General features: G+C 36.6%; 15 protein-coding genes. 8 read left to right on the top strand and 7 right to left on the bottom strand.

All coding sequences use genetic code 11. The features are described 5' to 3' along the window. Positions 1 to 4: 4 nt before the first annotated feature. Positions 5 to 1,030 carry a LacI family DNA-binding transcriptional regulator gene (locus NX902_RS20905; RefSeq protein ID WP_341160967.1) on the bottom strand — a complete coding sequence of 342 codons (1,026 nt, stop codon included), beginning with the start codon at positions 1,028 to 1,030 and terminating at the stop codon, positions 5 to 7. Positions 1,031 to 1,197: 167 nt separating this feature from the next. Between NX902_RS20905 and NX902_RS20900 the strand changes: the two genes are divergently transcribed. Further along, the gene (locus NX902_RS20900; protein ID WP_095329791.1) at positions 1,198 to 2,328 is read left to right on the top strand and encodes a DUF2264 domain-containing protein; all 1,131 of its coding nucleotides are present in this window, start codon (positions 1,198 to 1,200) and stop codon (positions 2,326 to 2,328) included. Between the two features lie 136 nt (positions 2,329 to 2,464). Here NX902_RS20900 and NX902_RS20895 read toward each other — a convergent pair whose 3' ends face one another. Continuing rightward, the gene (locus NX902_RS20895) at positions 2,465 to 3,385 is read right to left on the bottom strand and encodes an ArsR/SmtB family transcription factor (protein ID WP_095329792.1); all 921 of its coding nucleotides are present in this window, start codon (positions 3,383 to 3,385) and stop codon (positions 2,465 to 2,467) included. 329 nt (positions 3,386 to 3,714) lie between these two features. Here NX902_RS20895 and NX902_RS20890 point away from each other — a divergent pair, with 329 nt between their 5' ends. The 5 genes from NX902_RS20890 (at position 3,715) to NX902_RS20870 (ending at position 8,998) form a co-directional block, all read left to right on the top strand. Then, positions 3,715 to 5,010, top strand: a complete 1,296-nt coding sequence (locus NX902_RS20890) for an ABC transporter substrate-binding protein (protein WP_341160966.1) — start codon at positions 3,715 to 3,717, stop codon at positions 5,008 to 5,010. Between the two features lie 77 nt (positions 5,011 to 5,087). Then, positions 5,088 to 6,020 (top strand): carbohydrate ABC transporter permease, encoded by a 933-nt coding sequence (locus NX902_RS20885; RefSeq protein WP_235850254.1) that lies wholly within the window; start codon positions 5,088 to 5,090, stop codon positions 6,018 to 6,020. A 1-nt stretch (position 6,021) separates the two neighbouring features. Further along, the gene (locus tag NX902_RS20880) at positions 6,022 to 6,891 is read left to right on the top strand and encodes a carbohydrate ABC transporter permease (protein ID WP_095329794.1); all 870 of its coding nucleotides are present in this window, start codon (positions 6,022 to 6,024) and stop codon (positions 6,889 to 6,891) included. A gap of 14 nt (positions 6,892 to 6,905) precedes the next feature. Continuing rightward, positions 6,906 to 7,583 (top strand): hypothetical protein, encoded by a 678-nt coding sequence (locus NX902_RS20875; RefSeq protein WP_095329795.1) that lies wholly within the window; start codon positions 6,906 to 6,908, stop codon positions 7,581 to 7,583. A gap of 152 nt (positions 7,584 to 7,735) precedes the next feature. Then, positions 7,736 to 8,998, top strand: coding sequence for a glycoside hydrolase family 27 protein (locus NX902_RS20870; RefSeq protein WP_095329796.1), 1,263 nt, complete (start codon positions 7,736 to 7,738; stop codon positions 8,996 to 8,998). Between the two features lie 109 nt (positions 8,999 to 9,107). Here the strand turns inward: NX902_RS20870 and NX902_RS20865 are convergent, their stop codons facing one another. Beyond that, complete coding sequence (locus NX902_RS20865; protein ID WP_341160965.1) at positions 9,108 to 9,245, bottom strand: hypothetical protein; 138 nt, start codon at positions 9,243 to 9,245, stop codon at positions 9,108 to 9,110. Between the two features lie 156 nt (positions 9,246 to 9,401). On the opposite strand from NX902_RS20865, the gene NX902_RS20860 reads away from it, so the two are divergent. Beyond that, entirely contained in the window at positions 9,402 to 11,156 is a 1,755-nt protein-coding gene (locus tag NX902_RS20860) for a glycoside hydrolase family 35 protein (protein WP_095329798.1), read from the top strand. Positions 11,157 to 11,221: 65 nt separating this feature from the next. Next, positions 11,222 to 13,810 carry a LamG-like jellyroll fold domain-containing protein gene (locus NX902_RS20855; RefSeq protein ID WP_095329799.1) on the top strand — a complete coding sequence of 863 codons (2,589 nt, stop codon included), beginning with the start codon at positions 11,222 to 11,224 and terminating at the stop codon, positions 13,808 to 13,810. A gap of 114 nt (positions 13,811 to 13,924) precedes the next feature. Here NX902_RS20855 and NX902_RS20850 read toward each other — a convergent pair whose 3' ends face one another. From NX902_RS20850 to NX902_RS20835, 4 genes are all read right to left on the bottom strand, one after another. Next, positions 13,925 to 14,791: a metal-dependent hydrolase gene (locus tag NX902_RS20850; RefSeq protein ID WP_095329800.1), complete on the bottom strand. Its 867-nt coding sequence runs from the start codon at positions 14,789 to 14,791 to the stop codon at positions 13,925 to 13,927. Between the two features lie 19 nt (positions 14,792 to 14,810). Then, the gene (locus NX902_RS20845) at positions 14,811 to 15,449 is read right to left on the bottom strand and encodes a hypothetical protein (protein ID WP_095329801.1); all 639 of its coding nucleotides are present in this window, start codon (positions 15,447 to 15,449) and stop codon (positions 14,811 to 14,813) included. Between the two features lie 292 nt (positions 15,450 to 15,741). After that, a complete protein-coding gene (locus NX902_RS20840) occupies positions 15,742 to 17,448 on the bottom strand; it encodes an adenine deaminase C-terminal domain-containing protein (protein WP_095329802.1) in 1,707 nt (568 codons plus the stop codon). Between the two features lie 13 nt (positions 17,449 to 17,461). After that, entirely contained in the window at positions 17,462 to 18,520 is a 1,059-nt protein-coding gene (locus NX902_RS20835; protein ID WP_095329803.1) for an ABC transporter ATP-binding protein, read from the bottom strand. Between the last annotated feature and the right edge of the window lie 4 nt (positions 18,521 to 18,524).

The following is an 18,524-nucleotide window of genomic DNA, read 5'->3' as shown; positions in this document are numbered from 1 at the left end:
TTCCTTATTCACGTGGTTTAGCGGTGGAAGCCCTTTTGATTAATTCAGTAGTTAATATGATTCTGCGATCTATTTTTGGAGCGGAAATTCTTTGATTCAATGTCTCCATACCGATTTCCCCCATTTCTTCTGTGAAAATTCGTACGGTTGAAAGGGGAGGATTGGTATATTGACTGAACGCTAAGTCATTGATGCCAATAATAGAGATATCCGCTGGTATTTTTATATTATTTGCAGTTAACACGTTCATAATGCCAATAGCCATAGCGTCATTACCAGCAAGGATAGCAGTAGGAAGATTTCCCCCCCATTTTGCCAAAGCTTGTCTAGCTAGATCTGTACCAGTTTCAGCTGATAGGTAAGTATTTGTTGCAACGAAAAAATATTTTTCGTCATAATATCCCAAATGTTTCATCATGTCTATGTAAGTGTTCGTTACTGGAGTGCGGTACGTACGATAGCCATATAAATTATTACTTTCTTCTGCACCTATAAAGGCTATTCTTTTATGTCCAAGTTCGAGCAGATGCTGCAATGCTAATTCGGCAGCATAAGAGAAATCGCTATTAACAGTATCGAAGTTGTTTAAAGGAAAATTTGTGCCGACAAAAACCACATTGTCATTTTTTGATAGTATCTTATCAATCGTAATTTTATCGAATTTTCCGATGCAAAGTACTCCATCAACATTGCTTAAAGAATCATTTAGATCAGAGTATTTCATTAAATAATAGCCAAGTTCTTGGGCTTTTCTTTCGGCTCCTATTCTTATAGACATATAATAAATATCATCTAACTCTTGTTCGCCAATACGCCACTGTATAATGGCAATGCTTTTTTGCTTTGCTTTTTGTTCCGCACTTTTCTTTTTCTTTTGTTTGTATTTTGTGTAGTTTAATTCTTCCGCAATTTCAAATATTTTACGTTTTGTGTCCTCCGTTACGGATAAATTTTTGTCCTGATTTAATACGCGAGAGACGGTAGAAATGGAGACACCAGCTTTTTCGGCAATATCTGTAATAGTGGCCATATGTAAATTCCTTTCAGTAATTCTTTTAATATAATAATATCTGAACTTTAGGAAAAAAACTACGATGTTTCCTGTTTATTTAGTCAAAAAGGAGAGGGATTTGGTTTTATCAATTTCTGAGCCAGATCAATGATAGAAAATTTTTAATGGAATGGAGAGTTTTACTTATGACGAGAAGAAAATGGTTAGAAGCAATGGATAAGATCGCATATCCAGTAATTAAGGCATTAAGTGAAGAGAAATTACATCAAGAATTGCCAACAGATTTTCATCCCGATCGTAAATCATATGGAATGTTAGAAGCTTTTGGACGAACGATGACTGGTATCGCTCCGTGGCTTGAGTTAGATTCTATCTCGGAATCGTCAGAAAGAAAGATGCAAAAGAGATATCGACAAATGGTTCTTCTGTGTTTAGATAAAGCAACAAATCCATACTCTAAGGACTACATGAACTTTACCGACCCGGGTCAACCACTAGTTGATGCTGCTTTTTTAGCTCATTCGATTATTCGTGCGCCGAAACAAATTGGAGACGCGCTTCCAAAGTATGTGCGAGAAAATATTATTCTAGCACTAAAGTCAACGAGAAGAACAATGCCTCCTAATATGAATTGGAATCTTTTTTCTGCCATGGTAGAAGGAGCATTATATGTTCTAGGAGAGAAGGAATACGATTTGCTTCGAGTAATTTATGCTATTAGACTATTAGACGATTGGTATGTAGGGGATGGCGTTTATGGGGATGGTCCAGTCTTCCATTGGGATTATTACAACAGCTTTGTTATACAGCCGATGGCAATAGATTTATTAAATCTATTCTATCACCAAAGTAAAGAGCTGGAAAATTATCGGGAAAAAATGCTGCCAAGATTCATTCGTTATGCAGCAATTCAAGAAAGAATGATAGGACCTGATGGAACTTATCCTGTGATTGGCCGATCTAGTACATATCGATTTGGAGCATTTCAAGCTTTAGCTCAATCAGCATTGCAACATGCCTTGCCTGCTACAGTCACTCCTGCTCAAGTCAGATGTGGGTTAACAGCTATAATGGAAAAAGGAATGCAAGCACCTGGAACCTTTGATGAAAAAGGGTGGTTGTTACCCGGAGTATATGGACATCAACCTGCATTAGCGGAATCTTATATTGGCATTGGAAGCTTATATCTCTGTTCAGCAGTGTTTTTACCACTGGGATTATCTGAAGAAGACGCTTTTTGGAATGATCAGGATGAAGAATGGAGTAGTAAAAAAATATGGCAAGGGAAAGAGGGTGCGATTGATCAGAGCATTTAGAAGATTAAAGTGAGTCCAAACGAACGGTAAACGATTATTCGTAATATTGGCGTTTTTTTTGATGAACGTTTTTAAGGGGAGGTTTTCACCTCTCCTTTTTAGTCGTCTATTGTTCAGTATGTAACCAAACCCTAAATTAAAAGGGCTCTTCTTTATCTGTATAGTAAAACTTAAAATCAATGTTCTGATTATAATTTCCGAAGCCTTTACCGAATAGTGTGCATCCACCGACGTTTTCGGCATCTTCTTTGACTTCTATCCGAAGACTCCATACGCTTTTTTCAAGAGCAAGGCGATTAAAAGAAATCCATGTAAGCTGTTTTCCGTTTATCCAAACTCCATAATCAGTAATTCTAATTTTTAAATTCGTACCATACTGATTAAGTTTTGGTGACCACCAGTCTGGATTGTACTTTCCTTTCGTGTCAACGAAATCACCAGGGCTAGTCCACGTACCAATTTCCACATTATTCAAGGAAAATGTTATATCAGATGGCCAGACATTATTTCCCCCAGGAAATTCAGAGGAGATTTCTAAGTTTATATCAACCATTTCTAATTTATCTGTATTCTTTAAAGGATTAATGATTTTATATTCGAGAAAGCCTGTTGTAAACCATAATATTGCTGCATTAAATCGATCAGTATCCATAAAGTATTTAGGTTCGTCATACTCCCCGATAAGATGTTCTATACTGGCGATTCCGCAAGTAGGGGTAATAAGGTAATCGACATATTGTCCAATAGGAATAGAGGTTTCGTAAAATTCGAAAGCTTGAAATATTTTCTTTGGAAATTCAATTTCTATTAAATCGACTTTTAATATCGACTGCTTTTGTAGACCAGCCTTCCCAGGGATTTTTTCGGTTTTTATCACACCGGATTCCTCTAAGATTTTAATATGTTTTGCAACAACTGGATTACTCAAACCAAGCTCGTGTGCTAATTCCTTAACATTCATACGTTTGGTAGAAAGTAGTTTAATAATTTTAATGCGAACAGAGCTAGCGATAGCCTCAAGTATGGGCAGCGATTCTTCTGATAAGGTTATTTTCATTTTTGTTTTCCTCTTCTCCCAAAAAAAGTTAGTAGTAAGACTAATCGATCACAAGGATTATTCGATAATACAGAAAAAATAGTTATCTTTTAAAGTAATGTGTCAGAAAAAGTTAATCTTTGCCTATTATTTTACTAAAAAATTATTATTTTTGCTATTTACTTTTAATTGGTAAAAGCTTATCATAAAAACATGAAAGCGGAAACAATATTGTTAAATCAAAATATATATTGCAGTCCGAAATCATAATTAGCTTACTTTTTTTAGTAAAAAAGTTATTCTTTCAGTATGAGTAAGGAGAAAAAGTAAAAATCGGGAGGTCTCAACAAATGAAAAAATGGAAAAAACTAGGGTTTTCAGTATTGCTTGCTTCCACTACTCTCTTATCTACTGCCTGTGCAGGCGCCGCTAATTCTGATGCAGACTCAGGCGACGGCAAAACGACAATTGAATTTATGCATTGGGGCGGAGATGAAACTTTTGAAGGAGTTTACCAAGAAAGAATTGAAAATTTCGAAAAGGAAAATCCTGATATCAAAGTAAAAACGATAACCGTTGCCGATGATTATGATACAAAGCTACAGACCATGATTGCTGGTAAACAAGCACCGGATGTAGCACAAGTAGCAGAAAACGGTTCTGGTTTTGCATCCAAAAATGCATTTATAGATTTGACCGATAAAATTAAAGAAGCAAATATCGATATTGCAGCAACATGGGGAAGTGCTATTGATCTTTATACATTAGATAATAAAATTTTTGGTATACCAGATCGTGGCGGCTCTTCCCTTTTATACTACAATAAAGTTTTATTTGATGAAGCGGGAATTGAATATCCAAATGAAAATTGGACAATCGATGATTATTATAAGGCTGCAGAAACCTTGACAAAAGACACTAATGGTGATAGTGAAATTGATCAATGGGGAAGTACAGCAGGTGACTATCAATTAATTTGGGGCAACTTCCTGCGAGCAAATGGCGGTGCTGTAATCGAGGATGGCAAAGTTGTAATTGATTCAGCAGAAAACCAAGCAACCATCAAAGCGTATGATGAAGCTTTTAAAAAGTGGAGTGTCTCTTATCAAATTGCCGAAGATAAAGTTAACCGTTTTCAGGCAGGGCTTGTCGGAATGAATATGACAGGATTCTGGGATATGAATAGTAATGCAAAAGTAATTGGAGACAAATTTGATTACGGAATTGCCCCTATGCCGATTGGAACAGAAAAAACATCTTGGTCAACTGGTAGTGCATTAACTATTTCTACTCAATCTAGTGAGAAAGAACAAGAAGCATCTTGGAAGTTTATTGAATATATGGCTAGTGAGGAAGCGCAACAATTAGTAGGAAAAGGTTTGTATGACTGTCCTGCAAACTTAAAAACCTTAAATTCCGATGAGTTCTTAAATCAAAAGGTTGAAGGTCATGAGATTGATTTAAGTGCGATTCCGGTTGCCCAAGAACGTGTCGTGATTGATGAATTATTAACTGGTCCTTGGTATTCAGAAGCGACAACAGAAGCGCGTGCGAAAATTAAAGAAATGCTACTAGGGAACTTAACTCCTGAAGAGACTCTTTCTACACTGCAAAAGAATTTAACTGATATTGTTGCAAAATATTAAGTTAGTAGAGTGATAACTACTATGTGTGAGCGGTTTCATGGAGGAATCCTCACACATATCTCATGAGGGAGGCCAGAATGATGGAAGTGAAATTGGCAGAATCTACAATGTCCAAAATATCTAGTAAAGAGCACCGCGTTAAAATGAATAGAAGATGGTTCTTTATTTTCATCTCTCCATGGTTAATTGGGTTTCTTGGATTAACAGTAGGACCGATGATTTATTCGTTTATTATGAGCTTTACAGACTGGGATATGCTAACAAAAATGGAGTTTGTTGGACTGGAGAATTATATCAATCTATTTAAAGACCAAATATTTCTTCTAAGTGTAAAGAATACGTTCATTTATGCACTTATGAGTGTTCCGGTAAGCTTATTGGTTTCACTTGGTATGGCATATTTACTTAGCTTTAAATTAAAAGGCATGAGATTCTTTAGAACCTTATATTATCTACCTGCAATTGTTCCTATCGTTGCCAGCTCTATTTTATTTACCAATATTTTAGCTGCAAATGGATTGTTAAATAAAGTATTGGGTTACATTGGTATTGATGGTCCGGCTTGGTTACTTGAAAAAGGAGCTGTACTATATGGATTTGTCTTACTAGCACTGTGGGGTGTGGGAGGTACGATGGTTTTATTGCTTTCCGCCATTAACAGTATTGGGGACGAAATGTATGAAGCGGCAATGATGGAAGGAGCAAGCCGTTTGAAAATGTTTAGATCGATTACAATACCGCTGATTTCACCAGTTATCTTCTTCAATTTAATTACGGGGATTATTGGATCCTTACAAACATTCACCCAAGTGTATTTATTAACAGATGGTGGACCAGATAACGCCAGCTCCATGATTGTTCCTTATCTTTATAAAAATGCATTTTCCTATTATCGAATGGGATATGCTTCCGCGATGGCATGGGTCTTATTTGCGATCATTTTGGTTCTCTCCTTGATTGTCTTAAGATCATCCAAGATGTGGGTATTCTACGAAGAGGAGGTTAAATAATATGTTAGATAGACATTTAAATTTGCCGAAGAAAATAGTGGTGTACCTAGTACTTTGTTTCTTTGGTTTCATATTATTTGCCCCATTTTTATATATGGTTTCGATTTCGCTTGCGTCTCCGGAGACAAACATCATACAAAACTTCACCTTCTTTCCAAAGGAGTTTTATTGGAGAAATTTCATAGAACTATTTTCTAATATATTTGGGGGATCTCGCCCGATAGGGTTATGGTTCTTAAATACCATGTTTGTCGTTATTTTAAGTATTATCGGGCAGATATTTTCAAGTTCATTGGTAGCATACGGATTTGCTCAGATGAAATATAAGCATAAGAACAAATATTTTCTATTATTGTTAGCGACAATGATGCTTCCTGCTCAAATAACACTGATTCCAGTTTTTGTTATCTTTAGAAACTTAGGTTTATATAATACGTTGTGGCCGTTAATTATTCCACAATTTTTTGCTTCAGCATATAACGTTTTCTTTACAAGACAATTTATGACTGCCATTCCTGGTTCTCTTTATGAAGCAGCTGAGATGGACGGATTAAATAATTTTGGTATCTATCGGAAAATAGTATTGCCCCTCATCATGCCTGCGCTGGCGGCAATTGCCATCTTTACTTTTAATCATGCTTGGGGAGATGTAATGGGCCCATTAATTTATATTTCCGATTCAAGTAAATTTACCTTAGCTTTAGGTGCTGCGAATTTATCAGCATCCACAAACCCTACAGGTACACTTAATACGTCTCTTGTTATGTGTTTATCATTGCTTTTGTCAATACCACAAATTCTGTTGTATTTCTTTGGTCAGAAATATTTGTTCCAATTGAAATTGGGTGTAGGTAGCAGTGGAACGAAATAAGAAAGGAGTCACCTATGAAAAAAGACGAGTGGTTATACAGACTCTATCATTACTCTAGTTACTTTAACTATATTATTTGGTTATTTGAAATGAATATGCTCTTTTTGCTCATGAACTTACCATTCGCAGTATTAATTTTTATTTTGGATATACGCCTAGGGACTTTGCCTATCCTTTATCTTTCATCGGTGACTCTCGTTCCTTCCACCTATGCTGTTATTAGAACGTTGAAAGATGTTACAACTGAGCCGAAGGTTATGAAGAATTTCTTTATTCATTTAAAAATAGGATATAAAAGACTTTTGAAGCTGTCTTTAATATTGCTGTTTTTTTTATGGATTATGGTCGGAAATATCTTTATTACTGCACAACTGCCAAGACTCCAAGTACTTTTTTGGTTAAACATCCTTTTTCTATTAGTTCTTATTACATTTACGATTAACTTCCTAATTGTAATGGCGAACTGGAAGCAGACGATTAAAGAAACAGCCATCTTAACTATTAAATTAGCAATAGTAAAGTCTATAAGAAGTAATTTGAATTTTTTAATTTTGATAGGAACCTTTATTTTATTGAAACTATTTCCAATCTATTTATTGATGTTTGGGGCATCGGTAGCTATTCTGTTATGTATGATAAATTTTAAACCAGTAATAGACTTTGTAAATCGAGAAATAGAAGAAGCAGCTTAGAAAGAAATTATCTCAAGAAAGAAGTACTGTTTATCTGCGGAAATGGGATATCCAAGGTCTTTTTACATAGAGTATATTGAAGTGGTTAATTTATTCTTCTGTTATTATCATACTGTTGAAAACGTTATCAATATTCTTGAGGTGAAAATTATATGACATTTTTATATTTTGCTAAGACTCCACCTATGGGGTGGAACAGCTGGGATTGTTATGGTGCGTCTGTTAGAGAAGAAGAAGTGAGAGAGCATGCTTTATTTATGAGCAAGCATCTTAAATCATATGGATGGGAGTATATTGTAGTAGATATTCAATGGGCAGAGCCAGCTGCCAAATCGACTAGATATAATCAATTTTTCCCTTTGAATATGGATGACTATTCTAGATTAATTCCGGCAGAGAATCGCTTTCCTTCCTCTAGTAATGGACAAGGTTTTAAAGCTTTGGGGGAATATATTCATCAATTAGGATTGAAGTTTGGCATTCATATCATGCGGGGAATTCCTAGACAGGCTGTTCATCAAAATACGGCTATTAAAGGAACGGATAAACGAGCCAGAGATATTGCGTTGAATAATATTTGTCCTTGGAATTCGGATATGTATGGCGTAAACGTTGATTTGCCAGAAGGTCAGCTGTACTATGATTCGCTAATAGAGCTTTATGCTTCATGGGGTGTAGATTTCATTAAAGTGGATGATATCGCTTATTCAAGATTATATGATGATGCCCATAAAAAAGAAATTGCAGCAATTCGTAAAGCGATTGATAAAACCAAGCGACCGATTGTTCTTTCTTTATCTCCTGGTCCTGCACAGTTGAAAAATGGAACATTTTTGCAGGATCACGCCAATATGTGGAGATTAACGGATGATTTCTGGGATCATTGGGATGCGTTATATCGAATGTTTGATCGAGCAGCTGAGTGGGTTTCCTATGTTCGCCCGGGAAATTGGCCAGATTGCGATATGTTGCCATTGGGCCATATTGGGATTCGGGCTGTGGATGGAGGAGGGGGAGATAACTGGACAAGGTTTACAAAGAACGAACAGTATTTGTTGATGACCTTATGGACCATTTTCCAATCCCCATTAATGTATGGTGGAACATTGCCGGATATTGATGATTTTACTCTAAGCTTATTTACAAATGAAGAAGTACTAGATATGTATCGAACGCTGACATATCGTCGACAAGCTTATCGAGATGATAACTGGATCGTTTGGGAAGGACGAAGTGAACATAATGAATATATTGCCCTCTTTAATGTGGGTGACTCTAATCTTGAGATTCCTAGTGAGCTATCTAATAGATTTATTGGAGCGAATAAAGTAGTGAGAGATTTATGGGGGAATAAGGATACCTGCTTGGAAAAACAAATAGTAAATGCTCACGGGGCAATATTAATTAGAAAGTAGCAACATGGAATGTCTGCATATCATTGTCATCTTAAATTCTATAAACTGCTGAACAGTCTGCATTTCTAGCAAAATTACAGCCTTACTCTGTTAAAACAGTTAATAGTTTTTAAGGTGGTTCTTCTGAATTCCCTATTAACTCTACCATTTTAAGTAACCTACAAACAGCAATTGCCGCAGCTCTATCATGCCTGCCACACCAGTCACAAGTCAGTTTACTAGATGATTGAAAATCAACTAGAATCAAATCACTTTTTGCTTGGCAGAGAATCCATGAAGAAACATCTCCTGCATCTTGGTCACTGTGTGTTTTTAGATATTCCCTCCTATTTGCAAAAAGAAATAGAGAAGTACAAAAGGGCAAATACAATATTTTACTACTTAAATAGAGAGGAGTATAAAAATGAAGAGGTTTGAAATAAAGGATGATTTTTATCTAGATAATCAGCCATTCAAAATTATATCAGGTGCCATCCATTATTTTCGGGTGGTTCCAGAGTACTGGTTAGACCGCTTGGAAAAATTAAAAGCATTGGGCTGTAATACGGTAGAAACTTATGTTCCTTGGAATTTACATGAGCCGCATCAAGGAATATACGATTTTGAAAAAAGATTGGATGTACGTAAATTTATTCAACTAGCTGGTGATTTAGGCTTGTATGTGATTCTTCGTCCAGCTCCATATATTTGTGCAGAATGGGAATTTGGGGGATTACCGTACTGGCTGATTAAAGATCCAAGTGTGAAAGTTCGTTTTGAGAATCCGAAATTTATGGAAAAAATTAGTAGTTATTTTGCGCATCTTTTTCCTCAAGTTGTAGATTTGCAAATTACAAATGGCGGCCCTATCATTTTGATGCAGGTAGAAAATGAATACGGTGGATATGCCAATGATAAAAATTATATGGAGAGAATGGCGGACATGATGAAGAGTCATGGCGTAAATGTTCCGTTCGTCACCTCTGACGGACCATGGGGAGATATGTTAGAAAATGGTTCTATCCCGGAAACGGCTTTACCAACTATTAACTGTGGGTCAAAAGTGAAGGAACATTTTAAACGACTTAGAGCATTTCATGGCACAAAAAAACCACTAATGGTGATGGAATTCTGGATTGGTTGGTTTGATGCATGGGGAGATGTCATTCATCATACGACAGATGCAGAGGAATCTGCACACGAATTAGCCGATATTTTAGAAGAAGGATCAGTGAATATTTATATGTTCCATGGGGGGACAAACTTTGGCTTTACAAGTGGTGCCAATTATTATGAGAAATTGGCGCCAGATGTGACAAGTTATGATTATGATGCATTACTTACAGAATGGGGCGATATTACACCGAAGTATCGTAAATTTCAAGAAGTAATTGCAAAATTTACCACTATACCTGAAGTGCGTTTTTCAACAGAAATAGAAAAAATTGCTTATGGTGAATTAAAGGTACGGGCTAAAACATCCTTATTCCATAACCTTGATAAATTGAGCAAGAGGTTCCATCATAACTATCCACTGACAATGGAGGAGTTGAATCAAGGGACTGGATATATTTATTATCAAAGTCAAATTGGTAAGGCACGTCCAATTGAAGATTTTCGCTTGATTGAATGTATGGATCGAGCACAAATTTTTATTAATGAGAACCATATAGCCACGCAATATGATTTAGAAATAGGACAGAAATTAGAATTTGAATTAACAGAACCAAAAAATCAATTAGGCATTCTAGTGGAAAATATGGGGAGAGTCAATTATTCCGTAAAAATGAATCATCAAGAAAAAGGAATTCGGGATGGGGTAATCATCAATGGAGCTTTTCAAAGTGAATGGGATATCTATTCTTTACCCATGGATAATCTGAATAAATTAGACTTTGAAGCAACCTGGCAATCCGGGCAGCCAGCTTTCTATCAGTTTACATTTAATGCTTCGACTATAGGAGATACATTTATTGATTTAGAAGGATGGGGGAAAGGCTTTATAACCGTCAATGGGTTCAATATAGGTCGATTCTGGGAAAAAGGACCGCAGCAGCGTCTTTATATTCCAGGTCCTCTCTTAAAGCAAGGTATTAATGAAATTATTGTTTTTGAATCAGAAGGTAAGGTTGGAGAGTCGATTACATTAACAGATTTGCCCAAACTTAGCAAAGACTAAGTGATCATGTTAGTAAACGACTTTTTATAAAACTAAAGTTCTTTATAAGTCCAAAGGAGGGAACAATGATAATTAACTCAAATAATTTGATGAAGATTGCCGCTCTGACTTTCATTACACTTTTTTCTCAGTACTTTATTGGACAAGAAGTATTAGCAAAGGAGAATTCCATTGATGATGCATTGATAGCAAGCTTTCATTTTGATGATCCGGTGAATGGGATTGTTGGTTCAGGAGCAAAGGCTGAAGTTCAAGGGAATCCTGTTTATGTAGATGCCCCACGTGGAAAAGCAGCAAAGCTGAGTGAAACCTTTTGGCTTCAAGTCAAAAAGAAAAACGGTAAGCCATTATTAAAAAGTAAAGACGAAATAACTATTTCTTATAATAGCAAACCGGAAGGAGGAAATGGTTGGGTATTTTATGCTTCCAGCGATGAAAAAACACAATCTTACCAACAGGAGCGTTATTTAGGGATAATGGATAAAACCAGTGATGTTATAGTAGAACGATACTATAATAAAGGTGCTCGACCAGGGAATAATCTAAGTGCCCCATCCAGTACTTCTTGGAAACATATTGATTTAGTAGTGAACAAAAATAGAACAACTATTTTTGTAGATGGTATACAGCAGGATACGAAGGAGAGTACGTATAAACTAAAAGATATTTTATCGGAGACTGGAGGAATTATTCAATTAGGAAAAGCGAATTGGGGCAATGGAGAGTACTTTCAAGGATTAATTGATGATGTGAAAATTTATTCAAGAGCTCTAACAGAGGAAGAAATTGAAACGAGTTATCTAGCAAGTGTAAAAGAAAGCCTAGCAGAAATTTATAATGAATATAAGGATACAGAGAAGGGAACCTTTACGGTAAGCACTTGGAATAATATAACTCGAGCTTTAACAAATGCTGAAGCACTCCTTGCACAAGAGCAAATAACCATTCAAGACATAAATAGGGCTAAAGCACAAATAGAGCAAGCTTTTCAATATGCAGCGCACGTTCGAGAAACAGTTGATTATTCGGAACTTGGAATCCCTGTAGGAGATACATGGTTGGATACAGAAGGAAATCATATTCAGGCACATGGGGGAGGCTTCTTACAACAAACAGCCCCGGATGGTAAACCAATCTATTATTGGGTTGGAGAGAATAAAATACACAATAGCGCAAACTTTTTTGCAGTGAGCTTATATTCATCAAGAGATTTGGTGAATTGGCAAAATGAAGGAAATATCTTGGACCAATTTTCGGAAACAGTACCTGGTGCTGAATTAGGATTACAGTATAGCAAGGTGGAACGGCCAAAGCTCCTTTATAACGAAAAAACAAAGAAATATGTATTATGGGGACACTGGGAGGATGGAAGTGGCTATTCCTCCAGTCAAATAATGGTGGCAACAGCTGATAAACCTGAAGGCCCCTATGTATTTCAAGGACATTGGCGTCCGGGAGGAACCGAAAGAAACTGGAGAAATAATAATGGATGGTATACAGATGAAGAATATTTTAAAGCTGGAGATAGGGAGCAAATACCAGTCTCTGAACAAAACGATCCACAGAAATATGGTTATGTTTCGAGAGATTTCACTGTATTTCAAGAAGGAGATACCGCATACTTGATTTCTTCTGAAGGACATTCGATGAGAATCCACCGATTAAATGACCGTTTTGATGATGTAGACTTTACAACATATCCATTTTCATCATCAGATAGCAAAGATCCAGTCTTTGAATCCTATAACTTCTATGAAGGAGTTGGCCGAGAAGCTCCTGCCATCGTTCATGTGGAGAATGACGGATATTACCTAGTGACATCCGGTCAATCTGGATGGCTGCCAAATCAGTCAACGGTAGGATATACAAACGATATAACAAATCCCGATGGATGGACACCGCTAAAAGGAAGCGATGGACTTATCTTAGAGCATGCTGCACTTGGGAACAATAGTACGTATTATAGTCAATCTACCAATATTATGACGATCACTAAGCAAGATGGAACAAAACAATATGTATATATGGGAGATCGTTGGAATTCGAAGCAACTGGGCGATTCTAGATATGTGTGGCTGCCGTTAACGATTGACAGAGAAAATCATACTGCGTCCATGAAATACGCCACTGGCTGGAAAGTGAATGTGGAAGATGGAAATATCAGCTTGCCAGAAGGAATATCATTAGTTTCACAGGGGAAAACAGCATATGGTTCAAATGAAGAAGACCTTGAAAGACCAATTGAATTAGCGAATGATGGATATGATTTTAATTTAAGGACCTCAGGAGATAATACACATTGGTATCGCCCAGGTAATGCCCCATTTGATTATACTGTCGATTTAGAAGAAGCGTATGACCTTTCTAGAATAGATATTGCATTTCGATTATATAATGGATCGGAAATGTATTATCAATACAAGGTGTATGGTTCTAATAATAATGAGAATTGGGTTGAAATAGCGGATGAGTCCCAAAATACATGGGCAGGGTTTAAATCAACCCCTTTAAAAGGCAAATTTAGGTACGTTCGTCTATCAGTATCTGCAATAAAGCGTGTGAATGATAATAGTAATGGGAACTGGGCTAATGGGTTAGTAGAAGTGCAAGTATATGCAAAAAACGATAAGGAAAATGTAACGAAAGCAGAGTAGAAAAACACATACTGTGTGGATTATGAACAAAAAGACCAATCGTGGGAAATCCCGCCAATTGGTCTTTTTCCTGGTCTAGCATAGTACTATTTTGATAGCTGTCATAGGATAAGATTATTTATCTAAATACTCTCCTAAAAAAGATTCTCCATTTCGGTAAAAGCGTGGATCATAAATGCCGATTCTATTGTCGTCATCTACTACAACTACAAATGGCGACCATCTGTATAATGTTGCAGCTGCAGGATTTTCTGCAAATAGGTAATCAAGGTCCACTTCATCGCTTGAAGTAAGTCTGTCCACAAATTTAGCTTTTGTTAGAAGGGAATCATTAATGATATCGACCGTATCAGCATTTTTTCCGATAATGGTAAAATGCCAAGGGATAAAGCTGGCAGACAGCGCGACATCCTGATAATCCGTTTTATAGTTTTGGAATAAAATAGCACCCTGAAGAGATTGGATAGCGACATGAAGTGCAATTAGAATCCAGCCAATACGGAATAATACATGAGGATTTACTTTAGGATAAACTTTGGAACCAATAAAGGTTAGTAAAAAGATAAACCATATCACCAAATCCACAATCGGAACTGTTCCGAAAGTTAAACGAACAGATGAAAATGGTTCGAGATAACCTGTTCCCCATGCGTTGAATACATCACTAGTATTGTGGATGAAAACGGCGAGAAGGGCAATATAGAATGATTGAAATCCTTTTATTTTAAAAGCAAAACGGCTGATCATGTAAAAGATTAAAGCCCATATAGGAGCTAGAAAAATAGAATGGGTAATGCCTCTATGCCACATCTGATACTGTCCTGTAGTGTCCCAGAGCTGGGAGATAACATCAATATCAGGGATTTGGCTAGCGCCTATGGATGTAACAAGCAGGGCATATTTTTCTTTTCTAGTCATTTTTTCTTTATTAACACTTTTATAGATTCCTATACCAAATAAAGTATGTGTAATAGTATCCATATTTCCCCCGTTCTCACAATCAGTCCTTTAGTTTCTCCAATATTTCGATAAATAGTTCATTTTTGGTGGATGCTCTTTTATTCATTTTGACAAGGTGATACATTACAATGATAAAAAAGAAAATCCAAGTAAATAGCTGTACAATGAAAGCAAAGTCAGCATTGACGCTAATTTCTATACGGAATATCCCTGGGTGTTGAATGAAATACAACAGGATGCCAGCGAATAGAGTAGAAAAAATGGCCATAATGGTGGCAGGAAGGGAAACTGAGTTTCTTTGTGCCTTAAAGTAAGCTAGTAAGAGTTCTCTTTTTTCCTTCTCGAGTTTAGTGAATGCCTGTTTGATAAGCTCAAGGTTGTCTAAAAGATTATACTTCGGTTTAATGTCTTTCAAAAGATTTTGTTCCAGTCTTCTGCCGCCGTTTCCTCCATCATCAACCCATTCTAACAAACTTTTATAATGCTTCTTTTTCCAGCTTGTTTCACTATTAGACAGCAGATGCAAGAAGCTATCTAAAAGAAACATAATAAAAACAGAAAGAAGGATGGAGAAAATGCCATTGATGGTGGTTGGATTTAACACTTCCAGTGAACTGCCTATTGCCAGTCCCGCAAATAACACAACAAAAATAAAAGTAGCCCATAATATCCTGTTCATATAATCATCACCAATACATGTATAATTTAAGTAATCTTTAACTTTACTTCCATTATAGCAAGTTCTTGGTGGGAAACATAGAGACGTTCTTCTGCTTCCTCAAAAATAGAAGTGGAGAAATGTCCCATACTTATCATCTATTAAAAGAAGATCCTTACAGTTTCACAAACTGCAAATAAAAAAAGAGAATCCCCACAAAGCAAATTGTGAGAACTCTCTCTTGTACGTTCTATCAAGGGGTTAAAACAGAAAAGTTTTTCCTTCGCCAAAAATGACATCACAAGAAATGTCCTTATACTTCAAAGGAAACAACTTTGCCTTCGTTTACTGCAATTAAGCCGTGGTCTGTTATTTTTAGGGCTGGGCTTACTGGCAGGGACAGGGTGCTTAATGACATGATTACATTATAATGTTCGTAACCTAATGACTTTAAAGCATCTGTTAATTCTTCTACCTGTGATGCTATTACTTCTAAAGGTTCTTCCGATAGAATGCCTCCAACTGGTAGTGGCACCATGGAGAGGATTTTTCCATTATAGACACAGCAGATGCCGCCTTGGTTTTTGATGACTTCATTTGCAGCGAGCTGCATATCTGCTTTGTTTTTTCCGACTACTAATAAGTTGTGATTATCATGGGAGTAGGTGGTGGCAACAGCACCCTTTTTTAAAATATCTCCGCCAATTAAGCCATGTGCTTGATTGTTATTTTTCCCATAGCGTTCAAATGTTTTCACTAAACAATAAGCACTATTCATCCATTGTAGTTTGCCTTCTTCCACTGCAAGTGTATCTTGTCTTTCTTCTGTAAAAGTAGAGCCATTTTGTACATGAATCGTACGGACAGTCACCCTTTTTTTCTTTGTTTCGATAGGTACTTCAAAATCCTCTGCTTTTAAGGGAGCAAGCTTTACACTTTCATAGAAAGAGGCAGGGAATTGTTTGGAGACCGCTCTTTGCACATAAGGGAGGTCTCGGTCAAAAACTTTTTGGCCGATTTTATATACAGCATCAATGGAAAAGTCTGCGACATTACTCACCATTACAAAATCAGCTATTTTACTTGGGGCGATAACGCCTCTATCATACATTCTCATCCGCTGTGCAGGAGTATAGGTGCAAGCATAAATGGCGTCCTCCATGGACATTCCCATAGCAATAGCTTTCTTTAGCAAGACATTTAAGTGGCCTCTTCTTTGAAAAGAATCTGCCATTACATCATCTGTCACAAAACAAAAATGTTCTTTAACTGGATTTGCACTAAGATAGTCGATCACTTCTTTTGTCATCGATTTTTCTTGAATTTCTAAAAACATGCCAATTGCAATTCTTTCCATCATTCCTTCCACTGTCTGGTGGGTATGATCGGAGCCGACGCCAGCAAAAGCAATTCCTTGTAACTCATCATCTAATAGCTTAGGAACATGGCCTTCAATTATTAGTTCAGGATAGTTGCTGCGAACAAAGTCGAGAATTTGATTGGTTTTGCAATCTGGCTTTGTGAGAACATCATAGTAATTCATGATTTCGCCTAGGCATTTGATGGACTCTGTCTGCAGCAATTCTTCGATATCCTCTATTTCAATTGCGCCGCCGGTTGTTTCCATTGCAGTAGCGGGAACAGAGCTCGGAATGCCATAAAACATATCGACCACTTCATTTTTGCTTGCCTTAATCATTTCTTTTACCCCGGCAATTCCAAAAACATTGGCCATTTCATGGGGTTCTGGAACGATAGTTGTTACTCCATTCTTTATTAATCCATAGGAAAAGGTTGCAGGTGTAACCATCGTACTTTCAATATGCAAGTGAATATCAATTAAGCCTGGAATGATATAATTTCCATCAGCGTCAACCGTCTCTTTTGCTTGGAAAAATTCTCTTCCCTTTTTTCCGATATAAAAGAACTTTCCATCTTTAATCGCGATATTTTCTTTTCTAAATTGTTTAAAATAACTATTAAACACAATTCCGTTCAAAACGAGTGTATCTACTTGCACGAAAAACCCTCCTCTATTCCACTAGTACCATTTGATTCTGTGGAATAATTACCGTTACTTCTTGTCCGTTTTTAAATGGCTGAACCATTTCTTTATTAATCGTGAAATCACCGAGGGCTGTTTCTACCACATATTGATAGCTTCTGCCAAGGAATGTCGTAATTTTAATGATTCCCTTCATTCCATTCGTTGGGATAGCATCTATGCTTGGCTCCATCATAAAATCATCGGGACGAATGGCGCCAACTTTTTTATTGCGATTTTCCATATGTGCATGTCGATCAACCTTGAAGATCAATCCAGCCTTTTCAAGTTCGATATGATCCTTGTGATCTGTCCGTTTATCAAAAGAAATGAAGTTTTTAAAGCCGATAAAGTCAGCAACGAACTTTGTTTCGGGATATTGATAAATGGTCGCTGGGTCGCTCAACTGTTCAATGACTCCTTTATTCATAATGGCAACTTGATCTGAAATCGAGAAGCATTCTTCTTGGTCATGGGAGACGTAAACAGTAGTGATTCCTAGTTCTTGCTGAATTCTGCGAATCTCTACTCTCATATTGACCCTAAGGTTTGCATCAAGGTTACTTAGTGGTTCATCAAATAATAGAATATCAGGTTCGATTACTAAAGCTCTTGCGATTGCCACACGTTGTCTTTGACCACCAGATAGCTCGCTGGGAAATCGTTGTTCAAATCCCCTTAAGTTAACGATCTCCAGCATATTTAAAACGCGTTTCTCGATTTCCTTTTTGTTGATTTTTCGTAATCGCAAGCCAAATGCAATATTGTCAAAAATAGATAGGTGAGGAAAGAGCGCATAGTTTTGAAAAACAAAGCCGAAATTTCGTTTGTTCACAGGAACCTTTGTATAATCTTTACCTTCAAAAATAAATTTTCCTTTACTTGCTTCTAAAAATCCTGCAATTAAGCGCAATGTCGTTGTTTTTCCACAGCCGCTTGGACCTAACAGGGAAACAAGCTGTCCTTTTTCAATACTTAAATTAAAATCTTCTAATATATTTTTCTTTTCATATGCTACGGATACATTTTCTAAAGTAAATAAAGCCATTTTT

The sequence above is a fragment of the Niallia sp. FSL W8-0954 genome (assembly GCF_038005605.1).
Taxonomy (GTDB): Bacteria; Bacillota; Bacilli; order Bacillales; family Cytobacillaceae; genus Niallia; species Niallia circulans_A.
This window is presented reverse-complemented; position numbering and strand designations above follow the sequence as displayed.

Coding starts and splice junctions, on each gene's coding strand:
- NX902_RS20905 (WP_341160967.1), bottom strand. CDS start 1,030: ATGGCCACTATTACAGATATTGCCGAAAAAGCTGGTGTCTCCATTTCT.
- NX902_RS20900 (WP_095329791.1), top strand. CDS start 1,198: ATGACGAGAAGAAAATGGTTAGAAGCAATGGATAAGATCGCATATCCA.
- NX902_RS20895 (WP_095329792.1), bottom strand. CDS start 3,385: ATGAAAATAACCTTATCAGAAGAATCGCTGCCCATACTTGAGGCTATC.
- NX902_RS20890 (WP_341160966.1), top strand. CDS start 3,715: ATGAAAAAATGGAAAAAACTAGGGTTTTCAGTATTGCTTGCTTCCACT.
- NX902_RS20885 (WP_235850254.1), top strand. CDS start 5,088: ATGATGGAAGTGAAATTGGCAGAATCTACAATGTCCAAAATATCTAGT.
- NX902_RS20880 (WP_095329794.1), top strand. CDS start 6,022: ATGTTAGATAGACATTTAAATTTGCCGAAGAAAATAGTGGTGTACCTA.
- NX902_RS20875 (WP_095329795.1), top strand. CDS start 6,906: ATGAAAAAAGACGAGTGGTTATACAGACTCTATCATTACTCTAGTTAC.
- NX902_RS20870 (WP_095329796.1), top strand. CDS start 7,736: ATGACATTTTTATATTTTGCTAAGACTCCACCTATGGGGTGGAACAGC.
- NX902_RS20860 (WP_095329798.1), top strand. CDS start 9,402: ATGAAGAGGTTTGAAATAAAGGATGATTTTTATCTAGATAATCAGCCA.
- NX902_RS20855 (WP_095329799.1), top strand. CDS start 11,222: ATGATAATTAACTCAAATAATTTGATGAAGATTGCCGCTCTGACTTTC.
- NX902_RS20850 (WP_095329800.1), bottom strand. CDS start 14,791: ATGGATACTATTACACATACTTTATTTGGTATAGGAATCTATAAAAGT.
- NX902_RS20845 (WP_095329801.1), bottom strand. CDS start 15,449: ATGAACAGGATATTATGGGCTACTTTTATTTTTGTTGTGTTATTTGCG.
- NX902_RS20835 (WP_095329803.1), bottom strand. CDS start 18,520: ATGGCTTTATTTACTTTAGAAAATGTATCCGTAGCATATGAAAAGAAA.